Source organism: Streptomyces wuyuanensis (assembly GCF_900103455.1).
Taxonomy (GTDB): domain Bacteria; phylum Actinomycetota; class Actinomycetes; order Streptomycetales; family Streptomycetaceae; genus Streptomyces; species Streptomyces wuyuanensis.
On the sequence record NZ_FNHI01000024.1, the window covers coordinates 133,568 to 152,871 of the forward strand.

General features: G+C 73.2%; 17 protein-coding genes and 2 pseudogenes. 11 read left to right on the top strand and 8 right to left on the bottom strand.

Going from position 1 to position 19,304, the window contains the following annotated elements; translation table 11 throughout:
* Nucleotides 1–8: 8 nt before the first annotated feature.
* Nucleotides 9–662, top strand: a complete 654-nt coding sequence (locus BLT82_RS29445; RefSeq protein ID WP_093660353.1) for a biliverdin-producing heme oxygenase — start codon at nucleotides 9–11, stop codon at nucleotides 660–662.
* Between the two features lie 120 nt (nucleotides 663–782).
* Here the strand turns inward: BLT82_RS29445 and BLT82_RS29450 are convergent, their stop codons facing one another.
* Entirely contained in the window at nucleotides 783–1,445 is a 663-nt protein-coding gene (locus BLT82_RS29450) for a PhzF family phenazine biosynthesis protein (protein WP_244529713.1), read from the bottom strand.
* Nucleotides 1,446–1,453: 8 nt separating this feature from the next.
* Nucleotides 1,454–1,828 carry a hypothetical protein gene (locus tag BLT82_RS29455; RefSeq protein WP_208868077.1) on the bottom strand — a complete coding sequence of 125 codons (375 nt, stop codon included), beginning with the start codon at nucleotides 1,826–1,828 and terminating at the stop codon, nucleotides 1,454–1,456.
* A 376-nt stretch (nucleotides 1,829–2,204) separates the two neighbouring features.
* Here BLT82_RS29455 and BLT82_RS29465 point away from each other — a divergent pair.
* From BLT82_RS29465 to BLT82_RS29475, 3 genes and pseudogenes are all read left to right on the top strand, one after another.
* A pseudogene (locus tag BLT82_RS29465) lies at nucleotides 2,205–2,384 on the top strand (iron uptake system protein EfeO); the annotation flags it as partial.
* A 173-nt stretch (nucleotides 2,385–2,557) separates the two neighbouring features.
* A complete protein-coding gene (efeU, locus tag BLT82_RS29470; RefSeq protein ID WP_093660303.1) occupies nucleotides 2,558–3,499 on the top strand; it encodes an iron uptake transporter permease EfeU in 942 nt (313 codons plus the stop codon).
* Nucleotides 3,405–4,394, top strand: a complete 990-nt coding sequence (locus tag BLT82_RS29475) for an SCO2278 family lipoprotein (RefSeq protein WP_093660305.1) — start codon at nucleotides 3,405–3,407, stop codon at nucleotides 4,392–4,394. Before efeU ends, BLT82_RS29475 begins: the two co-directional genes overlap by 95 nt.
* A 192-nt stretch (nucleotides 4,395–4,586) precedes the next feature.
* Here the strand turns inward: BLT82_RS29475 and BLT82_RS29480 are convergent, their stop codons facing one another.
* Together BLT82_RS29480 and BLT82_RS29485 are read right to left on the bottom strand one after the other, a co-directional pair.
* Nucleotides 4,587–5,351, bottom strand: a complete 765-nt coding sequence (locus BLT82_RS29480) for a bifunctional DNA primase/polymerase (protein ID WP_093660307.1) — start codon at nucleotides 5,349–5,351, stop codon at nucleotides 4,587–4,589.
* Nucleotides 5,352–5,549: 198 nt separating this feature from the next.
* Entirely contained in the window at nucleotides 5,550–6,155 is a 606-nt protein-coding gene (locus BLT82_RS29485) for a TetR/AcrR family transcriptional regulator (RefSeq protein WP_093660309.1), read from the bottom strand.
* Nucleotides 6,156–6,267: 112 nt separating this feature from the next.
* Between BLT82_RS29485 and ddaH the strand changes: the two genes are divergently transcribed.
* The gene (ddaH, locus tag BLT82_RS29490) at nucleotides 6,268–7,131 is read left to right on the top strand and encodes a dimethylargininase (RefSeq protein WP_342029428.1); all 864 of its coding nucleotides are present in this window, start codon (nucleotides 6,268–6,270) and stop codon (nucleotides 7,129–7,131) included.
* Between the two features lie 231 nt (nucleotides 7,132–7,362).
* Here the strand turns inward: ddaH and BLT82_RS29495 are convergent, their stop codons facing one another.
* Nucleotides 7,363–8,352, bottom strand: a complete 990-nt coding sequence (locus BLT82_RS29495) for a small ribosomal subunit Rsm22 family protein (protein ID WP_093660313.1) — start codon at nucleotides 8,350–8,352, stop codon at nucleotides 7,363–7,365.
* A 140-nt stretch (nucleotides 8,353–8,492) separates the two neighbouring features.
* Here BLT82_RS29495 and BLT82_RS29500 point away from each other — a divergent pair, with 140 nt between their 5' ends.
* Nucleotides 8,493–9,830 carry a hypothetical protein gene (locus BLT82_RS29500; protein ID WP_244529715.1) on the top strand — a complete coding sequence of 446 codons (1,338 nt, stop codon included), beginning with the start codon at nucleotides 8,493–8,495 and terminating at the stop codon, nucleotides 9,828–9,830.
* A 93-nt stretch (nucleotides 9,831–9,923) separates the two neighbouring features.
* Here BLT82_RS29500 and BLT82_RS29505 read toward each other — a convergent pair whose 3' ends face one another.
* Complete coding sequence (locus BLT82_RS29505) at nucleotides 9,924–11,360, bottom strand: multidrug effflux MFS transporter (protein ID WP_167746124.1); 1,437 nt, start codon at nucleotides 11,358–11,360, stop codon at nucleotides 9,924–9,926.
* A gap of 56 nt (nucleotides 11,361–11,416) precedes the next feature.
* Between BLT82_RS29505 and BLT82_RS38255 the strand changes: the two are divergent.
* Nucleotides 11,417–11,578, top strand: a pseudogene (locus BLT82_RS38255) (gfo/Idh/MocA family oxidoreductase); the annotation flags it as partial.
* A gap of 92 nt (nucleotides 11,579–11,670) precedes the next feature.
* Here BLT82_RS38255 and BLT82_RS29510 read toward each other — a convergent pair.
* Nucleotides 11,671–13,302 carry an alkaline phosphatase D family protein gene (locus BLT82_RS29510; RefSeq protein ID WP_093660317.1) on the bottom strand — a complete coding sequence of 544 codons (1,632 nt, stop codon included), beginning with the start codon at nucleotides 13,300–13,302 and terminating at the stop codon, nucleotides 11,671–11,673.
* Nucleotides 13,303–13,436: 134 nt separating this feature from the next.
* Here BLT82_RS29510 and BLT82_RS29515 point away from each other — a divergent pair, with 134 nt between their 5' ends.
* Nucleotides 13,437–14,192 (top strand): SDR family oxidoreductase, encoded by a 756-nt coding sequence (locus tag BLT82_RS29515; RefSeq protein ID WP_208868079.1) that lies wholly within the window; start codon nucleotides 13,437–13,439, stop codon nucleotides 14,190–14,192.
* Between the two features lie 417 nt (nucleotides 14,193–14,609).
* The gene (locus BLT82_RS29520) at nucleotides 14,610–15,464 is read left to right on the top strand and encodes a PhzF family phenazine biosynthesis protein (RefSeq protein WP_093660321.1); all 855 of its coding nucleotides are present in this window, start codon (nucleotides 14,610–14,612) and stop codon (nucleotides 15,462–15,464) included.
* Nucleotides 15,465–15,575: 111 nt separating this feature from the next.
* Here the strand turns inward: BLT82_RS29520 and BLT82_RS29525 are convergent, their stop codons facing one another.
* The gene (locus BLT82_RS29525) at nucleotides 15,576–15,899 is read right to left on the bottom strand and encodes a nuclear transport factor 2-like protein (protein ID WP_093660323.1); all 324 of its coding nucleotides are present in this window, start codon (nucleotides 15,897–15,899) and stop codon (nucleotides 15,576–15,578) included.
* A 524-nt stretch (nucleotides 15,900–16,423) separates the two neighbouring features.
* Between BLT82_RS29525 and BLT82_RS29535 the strand changes: the two genes are divergently transcribed.
* Both BLT82_RS29535 and BLT82_RS29540 read left to right on the top strand, forming a co-directional pair.
* Complete coding sequence (locus BLT82_RS29535; protein WP_093660325.1) at nucleotides 16,424–16,888, top strand: hypothetical protein; 465 nt, start codon at nucleotides 16,424–16,426, stop codon at nucleotides 16,886–16,888.
* 261 nt (nucleotides 16,889–17,149) lie between these two features.
* Complete coding sequence (locus BLT82_RS29540) at nucleotides 17,150–19,006, top strand: glycoside hydrolase family 15 protein (protein ID WP_093660327.1); 1,857 nt, start codon at nucleotides 17,150–17,152, stop codon at nucleotides 19,004–19,006.
* Nucleotides 19,007–19,304 lie beyond the last annotated feature (298 nt).

Sequence of the window (19,304 nt, forward strand, 5' to 3'; positions counted from 1 at the left end):
TGGACACGCTGGACACGCCCTTCTCGACCCTGATCCGTGTCGCGTCGCACGAACAGCACACCGAGGCGGAGACGTCGACCTTCATGAGCGATCTGCTCGGCGGCCGGCTGGCGGTCGAGGCGTACGCGCGCTACACGGAGCAGCTGTGGTTCGTGTACCGGGCGCTGGAGGAGTCCGCGGGCGCGCTCGACGGCGACCCGGTCGCGGGGCCGTTCATCCGGCCGGAGCTGTTCCGCACGGCCGAGCTGGAGCGGGACCTGGCGCACCTGCGCGGCCCGGGCTGGCGCGACGACCTGCGCCCGCTTCCCGCCACTGCCGCGTACGCGGCACGGGTCGAGGAGTGCGCCCGCACCTGGCCGGCGGGCTATGTGGCCCACCACTACACCCGTTACCTCGGGGACCTCTCCGGCGGCCAGATCATCCGCGACAAGGCCGAGCGCACCTGGGGCTTCGCCCGCAAGGGCGACGGCGTCCGCTTCTACGTCTTCGAGCAGATCACCAACCCGGCGGCGTTCAAGCGGGGTTACCGGGAACTGCTGGACGCGGTGAACGCGGACGACCTCGAGAAGCAGCGCATCATCGAGGAGTGCAGGCGCGCCTTCGACTTCAACGGCGCCGTCTTCCGCGAGCTGGGACGGGAGTTCCCGCTCAGCGCGGCGTGAGGGCGGACTGACGGGCGGTGGCGGCCCCGCGTGATCCCGGGATCCGGTTCCTCGCGAGCCGGCACCCCCGCCACGCCCCGGCACCCCCGCCGCCTTCCCTGACAGTGGCCGCGCGAGCCGTCAGTGGCGCGCGAGCCGCACGCGGCCGCCGAGTTCGATCAGGCCGTCGGGGCCGGGAGCCGTCAGGATCTGGGAGCCGCTGCCCTGGGTGATGTTCAGTGCCCGTCCGAGCTGTTCGGTCAGCAGCAGCGCCGCCGCTCCGGTTGCCTCGTCCTCGTCGATGCCGTCGCCACGGCCGGGGAAAGCGCGGGCCCGGATCCGGCCCGCGGCCTCGTCCTCCCACGCCCACGCGTACGTCCATTCGCCGGGTGGGGGCACGTCCAGCGCCTCGACCTCGGCCGCCGAGCCGTACCGGCGCAGGGTGCGCGGCGGGGCCCACTCGGCGGGTGCGGTGATCCAGGTGAACTCGCCGTCGGAGCGCACCCATACCTCTCCCGCAGGCGGGTTGACCGCTTCGAGGTCCAGCAGCCAGGCCACCCCGACGAGCGGGTGGCCGGCGAACGGCAGGCGTGCGGCCGGGGTGTAGATGTCGACGACGCCGCGCTCGGGGTCGTCGACGAACACGGTCTCGCTGAAGCCGAGTTCGGTTGCGAGCGCCTGGCGGGACTTCTCGTCCGGGTACGGCCGCCCGTCGCGCACGACGCCGAGGGCGTTGCCGTGGCGGCCGTCGCCGGAGCAGAAGACGCGCAGGACGTCGAGGCCGCGGGGTCGTTCGTGTGTCACCCGGGCATTCAAGCATCCCCGTACGACACGGACCGGCAGGGCCGCGTCCACCGGCTCGGTGGCGGACGCGACCCTGCCGGGTCTTGAGGGGGCGTCAGCCCTGGGCGGCGGCGGACCGCGACGACGACACCGGCGCCGGCGGCGGCGATCGCGCCCGAAGCGGCGAGCAGCGCGCCCGCCGGGACCTCGGAGCCGGTGGTGGCGAGGGCTCCGCCGCCGCCCACCGAGCCGCCCGCGGAACCGCCGACCGTGCCCCCACCCGTGGTGGAGCCGCCGGAGGTGGAGCCGCCCGACGTGTCACCGCCGGAGGTGGAGCCGCCCGAGCTGCCGCCGGTGGTGGCGGGCAGTTCGGCGTCCGGGTCCAGCGAAAGGGCCACGGTCACCGGGTCGACGGCCGTGCCCGGCTGGTAGAACGGCTCGCCGTTCGGACCCGCGAACTGCGCGGCGCCGTCCTTGCTGATCCGCGACGAACTGCTCAGCGACGTCTACCGGCAGCCGGTCGAAGTGCTGCCCCACCCGCGTACCGGCACCCCGCTCGTCGTGCCGAAACGGGAGTTTCGACCCGCACTTGCCCCGCCCGGGGGGCGGTCACAGCGGTGCCGTGACCTCCTCTTTTCCGGTGCGCGGGGATGAGATCCGAATCACTGGACGGGCCGGTGCCACTCAGGTAAGGCTCGGTTAAGTTGGGCCCGCCTCAACGGCCTTGCCGCCGCGTCGGCACCCTGACCCGTCCCCGTCGCCCGTCCCCGTGGAGCCCGTATGCGACCCGCCCGCCTGTCCGTCGTCACCGCCGTCGCAGCGGTTTCCGCGCTCACCGCCGTCACGGGCTGCGCCGAGAAGAGCGACGCCAAGGGCGGCAGCGGTGCCATCGCCGTGACCGCGAAGGACGATTCCTGCGAGGTGTCGGTGAAGGAGTTCCCGGCCGGCCATGTCCGGCTGGACACCGACGTCGCCCGCGGCTTCGTACCGGTTCGGCGGAGCCTGGCCGCCGACGACCTCAACGAGTACATCCAGCACGTGGGTTCGGCGCTGTACGCGATCCCGCCGGGAGTCCGGGGACAAGGACGACTGGTGGGGCCGGGCGCTGTTCTCGTGAGCGGAAGGGACCTCCTGTGTTCGGCAACTATCTGATCGGGCTGCGCGAGGGGCTGGAGGCCGGACTGGTCGTCTGCATCCTCGTCGCCTATCTGGTCAAGACGGGCCGCAGGGACGCGCTGAAGCCGGTGTGGGCCGGCATCGCCGTCGCCTGCGGGGTGTCCCTCGCCTTCGGCGCCGCGCTCGAATTCGGCTCCCGGGAGCTGGCGTTCGAGGCTCAGGAGCTGCTGGGCGGCACCCTGTCGATCGTCGCGGTCGGCCTGGTCACCTGGATGGTCTTCTGGATGCGGCGCACCGCCCGGCAGCTGCGGGCCGAACTGCACGGGAGGCTGGACGCCGCGCTGCGGATGGGTACCGGTGCGCTGGTCGCCACGGCGTTCCTGGCGGTGGGCCGGGAGGGCCTGGAGACCGCGCTGTTCGTCTGGGCGTCGGTCCGGGCGGCCGCGGACACCGCCGGGTCCTCCGCACCGCTCGCCGGGGTCCTGCTGGGCATCGCGACGGCTGTGCTGCTCAGCTGGCTGTTCTACCGGGCCGCCCTGCGGATCAACCTGGCGAGGTTCTTCACCTGGACGGGCGGGATGCTGGTGGTCGTGGCCGCCGGTGTCCTGGCGTACGGCGTCCACGATCTGCAGGAGGCCCGCTTCCTGGACGGCCTCGCCGACAAGGCGTTCGACATCAGCGCCACCGTCCCGCCGGACAGCTGGTACGGCACGCTGCTGAAGGGCGTGTTCAACTTCCAGCCGAACCCGACCGTGCTCCAGGTCACGGTGTGGGCGCTGTATCTGGTCCCGACACTCACGCTGTTCCTCGCCCCGGTAGGGTTCGGACGGTCAGTGCGGGGCGGCGAGGAACAGAAGGCAACCGATGAGCAGGCTGGGTCGGGCGGCAACGGGGCTCGCGGCGGTGACGGTGCTGTCGCTGACGGCGAGCGGGTGCGTGACGGTGCACGGCGAGCTTGAGGTCGTACCGTCGGCGACGAATGCTGAGGCCGAGCAGGCCCTCCAGGACTTCACCGACGCCTACAACGCGGCCGACAAGGCCTACGACCCGGCCCTCGACGCCGGCCGGGTCACGGGCGCGCTGGGCGCGATCAACCAGGCGGGCCTGAAGGCCCGCAGCATCACCACGCCCGGCGGCAATCCGCGGCACCGCCCGCTGGAGCTGAGCGACACGACCTACCACATCCCCAAGAAGGCGGGCTGGCCGCGCTTCTTCGTCGCGGACGCCGACAGCAATCGGGACACCGACTCGGGCGACCAGGACAGCCGCTGGCTGATCGTGTTCGTCAAGAACAGCAACAAGCAGCTGTGGGAGGCCGCGTATCTGGCGATCCTCTCGCCGGGCGAGGTGCCGAAGTTCCGCACCGACCAGGAGGGCTGGGCGGAGCCGGTGGCCCCCGACTCCGACGTGACGGCCGTCGCCCCGCGCGATCTCAGCGAGGAGTACGCCTCGTACCTGCGGACGGGCAGGCCGCGGCACTTCGCCGACGGCGCGCACACGAGCGGCTGGCGGCAGGTGCGGGAGCAGAACGGCCGGCGGGCGGGGCTGAGCACGCAGTACGTCGACCAGGCACTGGACACCGGGGACTTCGCACCCCTCGGCCTGGCCACGCAGGACGGCGGGGCGCTGGTGTTCTTCGCGCTGCGCTACTTCGACCGGCAGACGGCCGCGCAGGGCTACCGGCCCAAGGTGAGCCAGGACGTGAAGGCGCTCCTGACCGGCGAGGTGAAGAGCACGCTCACCAAGGAGTGGGTGTCCAGCCAGGCGGTCACGGTGGCCCCGAAGGGCGCCGCCGGCCCGCCGGTGCGGATCATCAGCCGGCTGCAGGGAGTGACGGCGGCGCGCGGGTCGTAGCACCGCGCGGCCTGCCGGGCGCGCGAGCCCGACGGCACAGCGGACAGCGGTCCGGCGGGCGGGTGGTACGGCGGCGGGCGGTAAAACGGCCCACGGCACAGCCGTCCGCCGACTCAACCGCCAGGCGGCCCAACGGCTCGACGAACCGCCGGCCCGCGGCTCAACGGCTCGACGGCTCGACGGCTCAACGGCTCAACGGCTCAACGGCCAGGCGACCGAATGGTGGTCCGGATCGTGCTGCCCGGTCTCTTCCGCGTACCTGGAGCAGGCGTCGGCCAGCGCCTCCAGCAACGTCAGCGGGTCCGGCAGCGGATGCCCGGGGCCACGCACCCAGGCGACGCCGAGGTCACCGGGGAGCCGCGAGGGCGGTACGAGGACGTAACTGCCGCGGCTGTGCCAGCGCAGGCCCGGATGCTCGTCCATCGTCTCGGGATGGCAGTCGAGTTCGCAGGGCCACCACTCGTCCTCGTCCTCGGGCGTGCCGCGGGTGGCGGTGAAGAACAGCATCCGCTCTTCCCCGGACTCCGCGACGGGTCCGACGTCCGTGCCGTCCGCGAGCAGCCGCTCGAGTGCGGCCCGGCCGGCCGCCAGTGGGACGTCGAGGACGTCGTGGACCATGCCGGTGGCGGTGATGAAGTTCGCCTCGGGCTGGTCTTCCGCCCAGCGCTCGACGGCGGCCGGATCGTGTGTGGACTGGGTCTGCCAGGCGAACGAGACGGGGTGCCGGGCGGGGGTCGGACAGCCGATGCGCTCACAGGAGCAGCTGTACCCCGAGGGGTGCGCGGCGGGTGCGAGCGGCAGGCCCGCGGCGGCGGTGGCGAGGAGCTGGTCGAGGCGGTCCCGGGCGGCCGCGTCGCCGGCGTCCTCCCGTGAGCGGCGGCGCAGCCACTGCGGCAGCCGGTTCTCCCAGGAAAGCCTGCTCTCCGTGCCGCGGTAGCGGCCGTTACCGTCACCCATCTATCCCCTCACATCTCCCTGCTCGCCCCGGCTCGCGCGGGTGGGGCCGCGCGTCGGCACTGCTGCCATCGTCCCACCATCGGACGCGCCGGGCGGCCGCACCCCCCGATCGAGTGGCCGAACCGCCGGTCAGGGGCGGGGGCGAAGCCGCCCGGGGCCGCGAGCGAAGCCGGTCGGAGGCGCGGGGAGCGGGGCCGGTCAGGGGCGGGGGGCGAGGCCGTGGAGGGCGTACTCGACGACCTTGTCGGCGTAGTCGTGAGTCAGGGGCAGGGTGCGCAGCAGCCAGCGGTGTGCCAGAGGGCCGACGAGCAGTTCCAGGGCGATGCGGGGATCGATGCCGGGGCTCGCCTGGCCGGCGTCCTGGGCGGCGCGCAGCCTGTGCACGTACAGCCGGAGCTGCGGTTCGAGGAGCTTCTCCACGAACTGGGCGGCGAGGGCGGGATCCACGACGCTCTCGGCGGCGAGGGCGCGCGCGGGGGCGTCGTAGACGGGGGAGTTGAGCTCGTCGACGGTGGCTCGCAGGACGAGCTTCAGGTCCTTCTCGAGGTCCCCGGTGTCGGGCAGCTCGTACTCGCCCTGCGCGGCCTGCTCGGCGACGTCGAGGAAGGCCTCCAGGAGGACGGCGGCCTTGGAGGGCCACCAGCGGTAGATGGTCTGCTTGCCGACGCCCGCGCGCGCGGCGATACCCTCGATCGTCGTACGCGCGTAGCCGACCTCTCCGACGAGCGCGAGGGCGGCGTCGTAGATGGCGCGGCGGGAGCGCTCGCTGCGGCGTGAGGAGACGGGCTTCCTGCTCTCTGGCATGGGCTCAATCTAGCAACAATCGCGACGATACGTATCGTCTTGTTTCACATCAGGCGTACGTCTGATGAACCACCCGATCGGATCACTGCGCGAAAGCGCGCGAGGCCGCACCATGGCCTCACGCACAACCGTGCGCCCAGTCGTCCGGGAGGAGCCCGCATTGCCTCGTGACGCCAGATCCCGCCGCTACCTCATGTGCCCACCCACGCACTTCGAGGTGACGTACTCCATCAACCCCTGGATGGACCCCGGGAAGCCCGTCGACCTGTCGCTGGCCATGACCCAGTGGGAGGTCCTGCGCGACCGCTACCGCGCCCTCGGCCACACCGTCGAGCTGCTGGAACCCCGTGAGGACCTGCCCGACATGGTCTTCGCCGCGAACGGCGCCACCGTCGTCGACGGCCGGGTGCTCGGCGCACGCTTCGCCTTCCCCGAGCGGGCCGCCGAGGCGGACGCCCACCTCGGATGGTTCCGCGCCCACGGCTTCACCGAGATCCACGAGCCGGCCCACATCAACGAGGGCGAGGGCGACTTCGCGGTGACCTCGACGTACGTGCTGGCGGGCCGGGGCTTCCGGTCGAGCCCGCTGTCGCACGACGAGGCGCAGGAGTTCTTCGGGCGACCGGTGATCGGGCTCGATCTGGTCGACCCGCGCTACTACCACCTGGACACCGCACTGTCGGTACTCGACGACGAGACCGGCGAGATCATGTACTACCCCGGCGCCTTCTCACCCGGCAGCCGGGCCGTCCTCGCCCGCCTCTTCCCCGACGCCCTCATCGCCCGCGAGGCGGACGCGGCGGCCTTCGGCCTCAACGCCGTGAGCGACGGACGCCACGTCCTGCTGCCGCAGGCGGCCCTGGGCCTGTTCGAACCCCTGCGTGCCCGGGGCTTCGAACCGATCGGGATGGACACGGGTGAGCTGCTGAAGGGTGGCGGCAGCGTGAAGTGCTGCACCCAGGAGCTGCGCGCCTGACCCAGAAGGCGGGGGCGGTCCGCCGCCCCCACCTGCCCCGGCGGGACGTTGGTCGCGGGTGCCCGTGGCGGGTCGTCCACGGCGGGCGTGCACGGCGGTCGTCCACGGCGATCGTCCACGGAGAGCGTGCACGGCGGATGTCCGCGGCACGCCTCACGGAGTGCCGGCGTCCGCGCCCCCGCGCACCCATGAAATGTCACGCGCCACACAGCACGCGGCACACGGCACGTGTCACGCGTCGTCCGCCTCGGGCGGCGGCCAGGCCGCGCCCCAGGACGTGTCGCGGGCCTCGCGGTAGAGCGGGCCGTGGCGTTTGGTGACCGTGTCGCGATGGAGGGTGCCGTCGGAGGAGCACAGGTCCAGCAGTACCTGGCCCTTGCGGATCTGGGGCTTGCGCGTCACGCGGGACGGCGCCGGGGTCGCGGGAGCCCGGGTGGCGGCGACGTAACCGAACTTCTCGTCCTCGTAGGGCAGCGACCCGCCCTTCACCCGCCGGTGGATCGACGACCGGCTCACCCGCGCCGCGAAATGGCACCAGTCCGAGCCCGGCACGATGGGGCACCGTTCACTGTGCGGGCACGGCGCCGCCACCCGCATCCCCGCCTCCACCAGCAGGTCGCGCGCCGCGATGATCCGCTCGTAACCGTCCGGCGTGCCCGGCTCCACGACCAGGACCGTCTGCCCCGCCGCAGCGGCCTGGCGCACGACCGCCGCCCGGGTCGCCTCGTCGAGCTCCTTCAGCACGTAGGAGACCGTGATCAGGTCCGCCGGCTCCAGCCCCATCGACGCGCCGATCCGCGCCCGCTGCCACCGCGCGCCCCGCAGCGCCGGCGAATCGGCCGACTCCGCCAGCTCCCGGCCGAGCTCCAGCGCGGGCTCCGCCCAGTCCAGGACCGTGGTCCGGTGCTCCCCCTCCGGCCAGGCGTCGGCGACCGCCCAGGTCGCCGCGCCCGTACCGCCGCCGATGTCGGTGTGCGTCGCGGGCGTCCATCCGGGCGCCGCGGCACGGAACGCGCCGAGCGCGGACCGCACCGCCTCGAACGTCGCGGGCATCCGGTACGCGGCGTACGCGGCCACGTCCGCGCGGTCGCGCAGCACCGGCGCGTCGGTCGGAGTGTCCCCCCGGTAGCTGGCGATCAGGCGCTCCACAGCCTGTGCGGCGCGGCCCTGCGGCAGTCCGTCGAGAAGACCGGCGAGAGCGTCGGGGAGGGTCGTGTTCACCGGCGAATTCTAGGCATGCCTCCGCCCTCCGGGCCCGTGCGGAACCGGGACGGAACGAGGACACGACCGAACTACTTTGCGTACACGCTCAGTTGCTAATCTGACGGCCGTTGTACGAGGCAACGCTCATCGGGGGGACCATGAGACAGAGGATCGTGCGCATGGCCCTGGTGGCCGGCGTCGCCGTACTGGCCATGATCCTTCTGCTCGCCACCTGCGGCGGCGGAGGCGGGAAGGACGAGGGCCGCGGTGACCGGCCGAAGCAGCCGGTGAAGCGCGGCTCCGGCCCGGCCACCAGACTCACCGTCCCCGCCGTCTACGACACCGCCAGGGGCTGGGAGGTGCCCGACGCCTCACCGGACCACGCGCTCGCCACCCGTTCCGGGCTCATCGCCTACCTGGAACGGGTGAGGGACGACCGTTTCCGTCTGCGCACGCTGTACACCGGCATCGGGCGCCCCGGCTGGTCGGGCGAGCCCTTCTCCCCGCTGGCCGGTCCGGAGAACTTCCCGCGGCTGCTGTCCGTCACCAAGGACGACCGGCAGTTCTTCGTCGTCTGGTCGTACGGCAAGACCGGCCGCGGCTCCCTCGACCCCTCGGGCTCCTTCGTCTCCCTCGACGTGTACGACGCCCTCGACGGCTCGCGGCAGCGGGTGGAGGTGCCGTGGACCGGCGCGCCGACGGTCTCCGGGACCGGGCCCGGCATCCTCGTCGGCGACGGCGGCGCCCGCAGCGCGGTCGTCGATCCCGACAGCGGCGAGGTGTCCGTGGTTCCGCCCAAGGACCTGCGCCCCCCGAAGGGCTGCGGCACCTGCCGTCAGCTCACCGCGGTCCAGGGGCTGACGGCGAAGGGCCTGCTGGTCCGCGGGGCCCGGGAGTTCTGGGTGCGCGACGGCTGGTTCAGCCGCGACGTCGCCCCGCGCGGCGCGGACCGTGCGAACGGAATGCCGGTGTCCCTGGTGTCGGGGCGGCTGCTCGTGCGCTGGCAGAAGGCGAAGGGCACCAAGGCTGCCACCACCCGTGACCTCTGGGCCGTGCACGACGCCGCGTCCGGCAAGCCGCTCGTCACGGCCGAGTGCCACAAGCCGGCGATCGAGCCGGGGACCTACCCGCAGGCCGTGCTCTCCCCCGGTCTGCGCTATCTCGTCGCCGGGAACCTCGCCTTCGACCTGGATCAGCGCACCGGCCGCTGCTTCGAGGAACCGGACGGAACCCGTCCGCTGACACTGGCGACGGTCACGGACGCGGGTCTCGCCTACGGGGCGACCGACGCCCGCGGCCCGGCCGACGCGCTGTCCGGCGGAGGGGCGCCGCACGTCGTGGACCTGGCGACGGGCGTGCCCGAGCCGCTTCCCCCCAGTGTCCGGCTGCCCGCCGCGGAGGCGTCGGGCGTCGGCGTCTTCCGCTGGACGGACACCCGCGACCGGCTGCACCTGATCGGCTACGTCCGCAAGGACCGCCCCGCCGCGGCCCCCTGACTCCGCGGAGCGCCACCGCGCAACGGACGGCCGGCGCCCCGCCCCGCCGGGACACGGACGGCCGGCGCCCCGCCCCCGCCGGGACGCGGACGGCTAGTGCCCCGCCCCGCCGCGCTCCTCGTCGGCCGACGCCCGTACCGCCGGGTCCGGGCCCCGCCGCGCGTGCCACGGCCGGCAGAGCCCGAGGAAGCAGCCCAGCGCGCCCAGCGCGCACACCAGCTGGACGACGGCCATCGGCACCGCCGTCGCCTCGCCCGCGATCCCGACGAGCGGGGAGGCGATCGCCCCGACGAGGAAGGAGGACGTGCCGAGCAGCGCCGACGCCGACCCGGCGGCGTGCGGGGCGCGCATCAGGGCCTGGGCGTTCGTGTTCGGCAGGGTGACGCCCATCGCCGACATCAGGACGAAGAGCCCGGCGGCCACGGGGAGGAGTCCGGTCTCTCCGAAGACGCCGGCGGTGATCAGCAGCAGCGCGAGCGCCGCCAGCACGATCACGGCGAGGCCGAACCCCAGGGCCTTGTCCAGGCTGACCCGGCCCACCAGCAGCTTGCCGTTGATCTGGCCCACCGCCACCAGGCCGATCGAGTTGACGGCGAAGAGCAGACCGAACGTCTGCGGTGAGGCGCCGTAGAGGCTCTGGACCACGAACGGCGAGGCGGAGATGTAGGCGAAGAGCGCCGCGAAGGCGAGACCGCCCGCCAGCGTGTATCCGGTGAAGACCCGGTCGGCGGCCAGCGCGCGCATGGTGCGCAGGGCGTGGCCGACGCCGCCGCTGTGACGCCGCTCCGGGGGCAGCGTCTCGTGCAGCCACTTCGCCACGACGAGGGTGAGCAGCAGTCCGACGGCGGTGAGGACGTGGAAGACGCCGCGCCAGTCGGTGACCCGGAGGATCTGCGCGCCGATGAGCGGCGCCACGATCGGGGCCACTCCGGAGATCAGCATCAGCGTGGAGAAGAAGCGGGCCATCTCCACACCGTCGTAGAGGTCGCGCACGACGGCCCGGGCGATGACGATCCCGGCCGCCCCCGCCAGGCCCTGGAGCAGCCGGAAGGCGATCAGCATCTCGGCGCCGGTCGCGAAGGCGCAGGCCGCGGTGGCCGCCACGTACACCGCCATGCCCGCCAGCAGCGGCCGGCGGCGGCCCCACCTGTCGCTCATCGGGCCGACGACGAGCTGTCCCAGCGCCATCCCGGCCAGGCAGGCGGTGAGGGTGAGCTGGACGGTCGCGGCCGGTGCGCGGAGTCCGACGGTGACCTCGGGGAGGGCCGGGAGGTACATGTCCATGGAGAGCGGCGGGAGCGCGGTGAGGCCGCCGAGGACCAGGGTGACGAGCAGACCCGCCCGGCGCGCGGCCGTGACGGCGGCGGGTGGCACGACCCGGGCCGAGGACGTGGCCGGGGGCGGGGGCGGGGGCGGAAACGGGGCAGAGGCCGAGGCGGAGGGCGGAGACGGGGCCGGGGCCGGGGCCGGAACCTGCCCGGAAGCGGAGGGGGATATGTGCTCTGGTGAGGTCGGGCCGCTCTCCGGCATCAACAGCTCCTGTTCTGTTCGTCGCCCCTATGCTCTCAGCTCGTCCTGGCAACGACCGGTACTCGCTCCGTCCCGAGGCCACCGAGGTGATGCGGTGCCTGCGGGCCGGCGAGACGGAGTCCCCGCTCGTACCGCTGGACGGCACGCTCGCGGTGATGCGGACGCTCGACGCGGTGCGCGACCGGGTCGGCGTCCGCTACCCGCAGGAAGCCGGGAACCCGGAGGGAGTCGGGTACCTCCCGGATCAGGGGCGCGGCCCCGTCCCGGCCGGCGGCCCCGTCCCCCCCGCAGGACGAGGCCGCCACCCCGGTCACACCTGCTCGAGGCCCGGGTTGCCCGCCTCGGTGACGAAGGACGCGGCCGTGGAGACCGGCGCACCGGGCGTGGTCACCGCCGAGACCGTACGGAAGTCCGCTCGGGCCCGCTCGCTGGTGAGCGTGACCGTCACATAGCCGCGGCGGCCGTCGTAGAACCTCATGTGCGGGTTCGCCCGGGTCAGGTTGTCCCAGTTGGCGGGCTTCTCGGCACCGTCCTTGCCGCTGCTGACGGATGTGGCGACGAACTCCGTGCCGACTGTCCGCGAGGACGGGTCGTCGAAGTCCTCCTTCAGGTCGAACGCGTAGCCGACGTGGACGTCGCCGGTGAGCACGACGAGATTGTCGACGCCGGCGGCCTGGGCACCGTCGAGGATCCGCTGCCGGGAGGCGGGGTAGCCGTCCCAGGAGTCCATCGACAGCTTGAAGTCGGGCGTGGGGAGATTGCGCCGCCGGGCGAACGTGACCTGCTGCGGCACGACGTTCCAGACCGCGTCCGAGGCCCGCCAGCCGTCGAGCAGCCAGCGCTCCTGGGTCTCGCCCGTCATGGTGCGCGCCGGGTCCTCGGACTCGGGCCCGGGGGTCTGCCAGCCGTCGCCGTACGCCTGGTCGGAGCGGTACTGACGGGTGTCGAGGACGTCGAACTGGGCGAGCCGGCCGAACCGCAGCCGCCGGTAGAGCCGCATGTCCGGGCCGGCCGGCCGCTGGGGTCTGCGCAGCGGCTGGTTCTCCCAGTAGGCGCGGTACGCGGCGGCGCGGCGCAGCAGGAACTCCTCCGGCGGGACGTCGTTCTCGGGCGTCTCCCCCGCGTAGTTGTTCTCGGTCTCGTGGTCGTCCCAGGTGACGACGAAGGGGTGGGCGGCGTGCGCGGCGGCGAGGTCCGGGTCGCTGCGGTAGAGCGCGTAGCGCAGCCGGTAGTCCTCCAGGGTGACGGTCTCGCGGTTGAAGTGGGCCGGCAGGCGCCTGTCGGTGTAGTTGCGGGCGCCGCCGACGGCGTTGACGGCGTACTCGTAGAGGTAGTCGCCGAGGTGGAAGACGGCATCCAGGTCCTCGTCGGCGAGGTGCCGGTACGCGGTGAAGTAGCCGTCGTGGTACGCCTGGCAGGAGACGGCGGCGAGCTTCAGATCGGAGATCCGGGCACCGGCGCGGGGCGCGGTGCGGGTGCGTCCGACGGGGCTGGTCCAGCGGCCCGCGCGGAAGCGGTAGTGGTAGACGCGGTCGGGGTCGAGTCCGGTGACGTCGACGTGGACGCTGTGGTCGAACTCGGGGTGGGCGGTGATGTGCCCGCGTCTGGCGACGCGGGTGAAGCGGGCGTCGTGGGCGACTTCCCAGCCGACCTGGACCCGGGCGCTGGGCAGCCCGCCGCCGGGCTCGTACGGGCGGGGTGCGAGCCGGGTCCACAGCAGTACGGAGCCGGGCAGCGGGTCGCCGGACGCCACGCCGAGGGTGAAGGGGTCCTCGGCGAGTTTCCCGGTGTCGAGTTCGGCGGCGGCCGCGGTGCCGGCCGCCGGCAGGTTCACTGCGAACGCGAGCGCGGCGGCTGCTCCGGTGGCGGTCAGGAAGCGGCGGCGACCCAAGTGCCGCGCGACGGCGCGAAGTTCGCGCGTGTGCCGGTGTGCGGTTGTCATCTGGCCCTCCCCTTGCGGACGTTGTCACTCCGCATTTGAGCCGGGCCCGGCATCCCTGGATTGTCCGGTACACAACATCCGTGTGTCGGGCGGATGAGAACCGTGGCGGCAGGTCTGCCGTACGCTGCGGCGCCATGAACGCTGAACGGAGAAGTGCGGTGGTCACGGGCGCCGGCTCGGGCATCGGGCGCAGTGTCGCGCTGGCGCTGGCGGGCGCCGGCTGGGCACTGGCGCTGGCGGGCCGGCGGACGGGCGCGCTGGAGGAGACGGCTTCACTGACGGGCGGGGCGGACGTCCTCTGCGTCCCGACGGACATCACGTCCCCGGACGCCGTCTCGGCGCTCTTCGCGGCGGCGCGGGAGCGGTTCGGGCGCGTGGACCTGCTGTTCAACAACGCGGGCACGTTCGGCCCCGGCGGGGTGCACCTCGAGGACCTCCCCTACGAGGCGTGGCGCCATGTCGTCGACGTCAACCTGACGGGCTCCTTCCTGTGCGCCCAGGCCGCGTTCCGGGTGATGAAGGACCAGGATCCCCAGGGCGGCCGCATCATCAACAACGGCTCCATCTCCGCGCACGCGCCGCGTCCGCACTCGGTGGCGTACACGGCGACGAAGCACGCCATGACCGGCCTCACCAAGTCCCTGTCCCTGGACGGCCGCCCCTACCGCATCGCCTGCGGCCAGATCGACATCGGGAACGCGGCAACGGAGATGACGGCCCGTATGGAGACGGGCGCCCTCCAGGCCGACGGCCGCACCGCCCCCGAGCCGGTCATGGACGCGGAAGACGTGGCCCGGACGGTGCTCCACATGGCGGAGCTGCCCCTGGAAGCGAACGTGCAGTTCGCGACGGTGATGTCCACGACGATGCCGTACATCGGCCGGGGCTGAGGGAGGGCTCCGGCGGGCGCGGTCCGGGAGCCCGCGGCCGAAGGCCAGGGCCGGGGCTCCCGTTCGCGGCCCGCGGGACCCGGGATGGGCCGGGACCGGGGTGGGGCGGCGGGCCCACCGGGCGCCTCGGGGCGGGGCAAGTCGCCGCCGACGCGCTCGCTGTCGCGCGAGGCGCGGTGGCCGCCGGCGGACTCGACCCCGTGCACCTGCCGGAGCTTCGGCGGCAGCAGCTCCACCATCCCGTTCGCGGCCCGCGGGACCCGGGATGGGCCGGGGCCCTCGTATCGCGACCCGGCCCAACCCGCCGGGGCGGCCCGGGTGGGGCGACCGGGCCCGCCTGGGCGGCCCGGGCTCGGGCGACGCACGGGGGCGTCAACCCGCGGAAACAGCGCACACCCCCGCGGTGTTGGGTGCGGCATGAGCACCGACGCGCGCCCCGAAGTCCTGCGGTACACCGCGTTCTCCACCGACCCCGCCGGCGGCAACCCCGCGGGGATCGTCCTCGACGCCTCCGCACTCGCCGACGCCGAAATGCTGGCCCTCGCCGCCGAGCTGGGGTACTCGGAGTCCGCGTTCCTCGCCCCGCGAGGCGAGCGGGCCTTCAACGTCCGCTACTTCAGCCCCAAGGCCGAGGTCCCGTTCTGCGGTCATGCGACCGTCGCCGCCGCGATCGCGCTCGCGGAGCGCATCGGGTCCGGAGAGCTGGAGTTCGCCACCCGGGCCGGGACCGTCCCGGTAGAGGTCACCGAGCGGGACGGCACGTTCCGGGCCACGCTCACCAGCGTCGAGCCGAGTGTCGAGGGCATCGCCGGCGACGACCTCACCGAGGCGCTCGCCGCGCTCGACTGGACCGGTCCGGCGGACCTGGACCCGGCCTTCCCGCCCCGTGTCGCCTTCGCCGGCGCCCGCCATCTCGTCCTCGCCGCCGCGACCCGCGAGCGCCTGGCGGACCTCGCCTACGACGTGGACCGCCTGGAGGCCCTGATGCTCCGGCTGGACCTCACCACCGTGCAGCTGGTGTGGCGGGAGTCGGCGACCGTGTTCCACGTGCGCGATCCGTTCCCGGTCGGCGGAGTCGTGGAGGACCCGGCGACGGGCGCCGCGGCGGCCGCGTTCGGCGCCTATGCCCGCGAGCTGGGGCTGGTTCCCGAGGACGCCGAGCTCACCCTCCACCAGGGCGAGGACCTCGGGCGACCGGGCGAGCTGACGGTGACGCTGCACGCGGGGGACCCGAGGGTGCGCGTGAGCGGCGTGGGCACCCGCATCGGCTGAACCGCCGCGGCCTGGGGCCGGGCGGGACCGGCCGCACCCACTCCTCCCGCCTCCCGCCGCCCGCCGCCCGCCGCCTGCCCCAGCCCTGCCCGGACTCAGCCCTGCCCGACCTCAGGCCTGGCCGGTGTCGAAGCGCGCGATCTTCCCGTCCTCGACCGTGAACCGCCACGCCGTCCGCATCTCGCCCCATGCGTCATTGCGGTAGCGGACCACGAGGGAGCGCCCGCCGCCGGATTCGGACTCGACGTCCATGTGGCCGCGCGTCGCGAAGACCTCGCGGTCGGTCCACTCGGTGAGGTCCCGGTCCGAGCCGTCGTCGGACATGGTGGCCCCGGGTGCCAGCGCGGCCTCGAAGGCGGTTCGGTCGCCCGCGTTGACCGCCTCGACGAAGGCGCGTACGGCGGGATCGCTCAGCTGGTCGGGGCGGATGGTCATGGGAACTCCTCCGGTCGTGCGGCGTGAGGCGGTCGGGGCGAGCAGGCCCGTGGTCCCGGCCTCCACCGGGGCGGGCGCGCCCGTCCCACCCGTACACCTCGGGAGGTCCGGCACTCCGCACCTTGCGCCACTCGTGGCGCGTCACCGGCACGCACCCCGCTCCGGCTCCGGCTCCCGCACCGGCACCGGCTCCGGCCGGGAGGGGGTTCCCGGCCGGAGCGACGGGTTCCGGCGCCCCCGCGACACTCTCCCGATCCCCAGCCCTCAGCCCCCGGCCCCGGCCCCGGCCCCGGCCCCGCGGCTTCCTCCCCGTCCGCAGCCTTCCCGACCCCGCCCGGTCGGCCGGAATTGACCGATCCATGTCAATGATCTCCGTCGATGCGCTTGCATTCTGCGGAAGTTCCTGCCCCAATGACAAACGTCCCTGACTGCCCATCAGCCCCGAGCCGGGGCCGGTGCCCACGCAGGCAGCGGCGGTCGGCGACGGCATCCCGTGACCCCCACACACGAAGGCGGGACCCCCGATGAAGCACCGCACACTCGGCACAGGCACGGCCTTACTCACCGCGACGGCCCTCAGTGCGCTCGCCCTGGCGCCGGCGGCCGTCGCGGTCGAGCCCACGACAGCGACCCTGTCGTTCGACTGCGGCTCGTTCGGATCCGGCGAGGCGTCCCTCACGGCCACCCAGGACGGCACCGCGGCCACGATCACCCTGTCCACCTCGGCCATCACCTCCCCCTTCCCGCTCTCCGCCAACTCCGTCAGCTCGACCCTCACGCTGACCAAGAACGGCTCCGGCACCACGACGTTCACCGGCAACGCCAACCCGGCGATCCCCGCCGGCGGCGCGGTGTCCACCGGACCGCTGACCGGCACGGTCGCCGCTGGTGACAGCCTCGAGGCGACGTCCCTCAAGGTCGTCGTCTTCGGCATCACGGCGACCTGCAACGCCACCTCGCCGCAGAACCCCGGCCCGTTCGTCTTCTGACACACCCGCCGGCCCGGCGGTCGCCCCGAAGCGCGGTGTCACCGCCACTCCACCGACGGTGACACCGCCCGGCGGCAGTGTCGCCGCCCGCCCCGGCCCTCTCCCAGCCTTCCCGCGATCCACCCCGGCGCGCGTCCCAGCCTCCCCGGGACCGGGCCCGGCAGTGCTCCGTCGCCCTCCCGGCGCCCACCTCCACCCGGCGGCCTAGTATGAAATGCGAGGTACGGGCGCATTTGCCGGAAGGCAGAGGGAGGACGACCCGTGACTGCTGAGTCTCCGGCGCACGAGGCCACCCGTGGAGGCGTCCCCGGCGGCGCCGGCACCCCCCTGTACCTGCCGATCTCCGAGCACGGACTCATCGGCGACCTGCGCAGCGCCGCCCTCGTCGGGACGAACGGCACCATCGACTGGTACTGCTGCGGCCGCTTCGACGCGCCCAGCGTCTTCGCGTCGATCCTCGACGCCGAGAAGGGCGGCTGCTTCGAGCTGGCGCCGGACGTGCCGGCCCGGACGAAGCAGTTCTACTTCCCCGACACCAATGTGCTCATCACGCGCTTCTTCGCGGAGGACGGCGTCGGCGAGATCCAGGACTTCATGCCGATCGCCGACGACTCGCGCGAGGCCGACCGGCACCGGCTCATCCGCCGGGTGGTGTGCGTCCGCGGTTCGCTGCCTTTCCGAGCCCTGGTCGCACCGCGCTTCGACTACGGATCCCAGCCCCACACCATCCGCATGGAGGGCGACTACCCGGTCTTCGAGTCACCCGCGCTGAGCCTCTCGCTGACCTCCAGCGTGCCGGTCGAGACCGACGGCCGCGACGTGTGGTCGCTGTTCAAACTGCACGAGGGGGAGACCGCCGTCTTCGCCCTCGACCGGCTGGGCAGCGGCGCGTTCCCGCAGGCGTGCCCCACCACGACGGCCGAGGAGGCGTTCCAGGCGACGGTGCGCTACTGGCGGCGGTGGCTGTCCAAGTCGCGCTACCGCGGGCGCTGGCGCGAGATGGTGCACCGCTCCGCCCTGACGCTCAAGCTGCTCACCTACGCCCCCACCGGCGCGATCGTGGCAGCACCCACGACGAGCCTGCCCGAGCAGATCGGCGGGGAGCGCAACTGGGACTACCGCTACGTCTGGATCCGCGACGCCGCCTTCTGCGTCTACGCCATGCTCCGGCTGGGCTTCACGGACGAGGCGCAGGCATTCATGCGGTTCCTGACGGAGAACGTCTGCATCTCGTACGGCGACGAAGGCCCCTTGCAGATCATGTACGGAGTCGACGGCCGCCGTGAGCTGCCGGAACGCGAACTGCCGCATCTGGAGGGCTATCTGGGCTCCTCCCCCGTCCGTGTCGGCAACGACGCGGTGGACCAGTTGCAACTCGACATCTACGGCGCGCTCATCGACTCGATCTACCTCTACGACAAGTGGGGCGAGCCGATCTCCAGCGAGCAGTGGGACCACGTCTGCCGCATCGTCGAGTGGGTCTGCGAGAACTGGGACCAGCCCGACGAGGGGATCTGGGAGACCCGCGGCGGACGCAAGAACTTCCTGTACTCCCGGCTGATGTGCTGGGTGGCGATCGAGCGCGCCATGCGCATCGCGCGGCGCCGCGGACTGCCCGCCGACATGGTGCGCTGGGGCGGCGTGCGCGACGCGATCTACCGGCGGATCATGAGTCGCGGCTGGTCGGCCGAGCGCAACGCCTTCGTGCAGCACGAGGACGACAGCGTCCTCGACGCCGCCCTGCTGATGATGCCGCTGGCCAAGTTCATCTCCCCGACCGACCCGAAGTGGCTCCTGACCCTGGACGCGCTCGGCGACGAACTGGTCTCGGACTCCCTGGTCTACCGCTACGACCCGCAGGCCAGCCCGGACGGGATGCGCGGCGAGGAGGGCACGTTCTCGATCTGCTCGTTCTGGTACGTCGAGGCCCTGGCCCGCGCCGGCCGCCCGGACGAGGCGAGGCTGGCGTTCGAGAAGATGCTCACGTACGCCAACCACCTCGGCCTGTACGCGGAGGAGATCGGGCACACGGGCGAGCAGAACGGCAACTTCCCGCAGGCGTTCACCCATCTCTCCCTGATCAGCGCGGCCTTCATCCTGGACCGCGCGCTGGGCTGAGAGCACGCCTCCGGGACACGTCTGGGAGGCGCCGGAGCCGCCCTCGCTGAGATGGACAGGGAGGCCGGCGGCCTCGGGGGTTGCTGTGGCGGGCGAGGTGGTGGGCCCTCTGTGGGCCCGAGGACGTCGCCGGACCAACGCGACCAGGTGGAGCAGTGTTCAGGACGCAAGACCAGGGGAAACGCCCTGGTCAGGGCCATAATGGCAGACGAGTCGGGCTGTACGCCGGGTTCTGTCGCCCGGTGTTGCGGGATCAGGGGCAACTCGCTGCGGCCTCGGTGACGCCCTCGTGACCTGC

Coding starts and splice junctions, on each gene's coding strand:
- BLT82_RS29475 (WP_093660305.1), top strand. CDS start 3,405: ATGAGCAGGCTGGGTCGGGCGGCAACGGGGCTCGCGGCGGTGACGGTG.
- BLT82_RS29480 (WP_093660307.1), bottom strand. CDS start 5,351: ATGGGTGACGGTAACGGCCGCTACCGCGGCACGGAGAGCAGGCTTTCC.
- BLT82_RS29485 (WP_093660309.1), bottom strand. CDS start 6,155: ATGCCAGAGAGCAGGAAGCCCGTCTCCTCACGCCGCAGCGAGCGCTCC.
- ddaH (WP_342029428.1), top strand. CDS start 6,268: ATGGCCTCACGCACAACCGTGCGCCCAGTCGTCCGGGAGGAGCCCGCA.
- BLT82_RS29500 (WP_244529715.1), top strand. CDS start 8,493: ATGAGACAGAGGATCGTGCGCATGGCCCTGGTGGCCGGCGTCGCCGTA.
- BLT82_RS29505 (WP_167746124.1), bottom strand. CDS start 11,360: ATGCCGGAGAGCGGCCCGACCTCACCAGAGCACATATCCCCCTCCGCT.
- BLT82_RS29510 (WP_093660317.1), bottom strand. CDS start 13,302: ATGACAACCGCACACCGGCACACGCGCGAACTTCGCGCCGTCGCGCGG.
- BLT82_RS29515 (WP_208868079.1), top strand. CDS start 13,437: ATGAACGCTGAACGGAGAAGTGCGGTGGTCACGGGCGCCGGCTCGGGC.
- BLT82_RS29520 (WP_093660321.1), top strand. CDS start 14,610: ATGAGCACCGACGCGCGCCCCGAAGTCCTGCGGTACACCGCGTTCTCC.
- BLT82_RS29525 (WP_093660323.1), bottom strand. CDS start 15,899: ATGACCATCCGCCCCGACCAGCTGAGCGATCCCGCCGTACGCGCCTTC.
- BLT82_RS29535 (WP_093660325.1), top strand. CDS start 16,424: ATGAAGCACCGCACACTCGGCACAGGCACGGCCTTACTCACCGCGACG.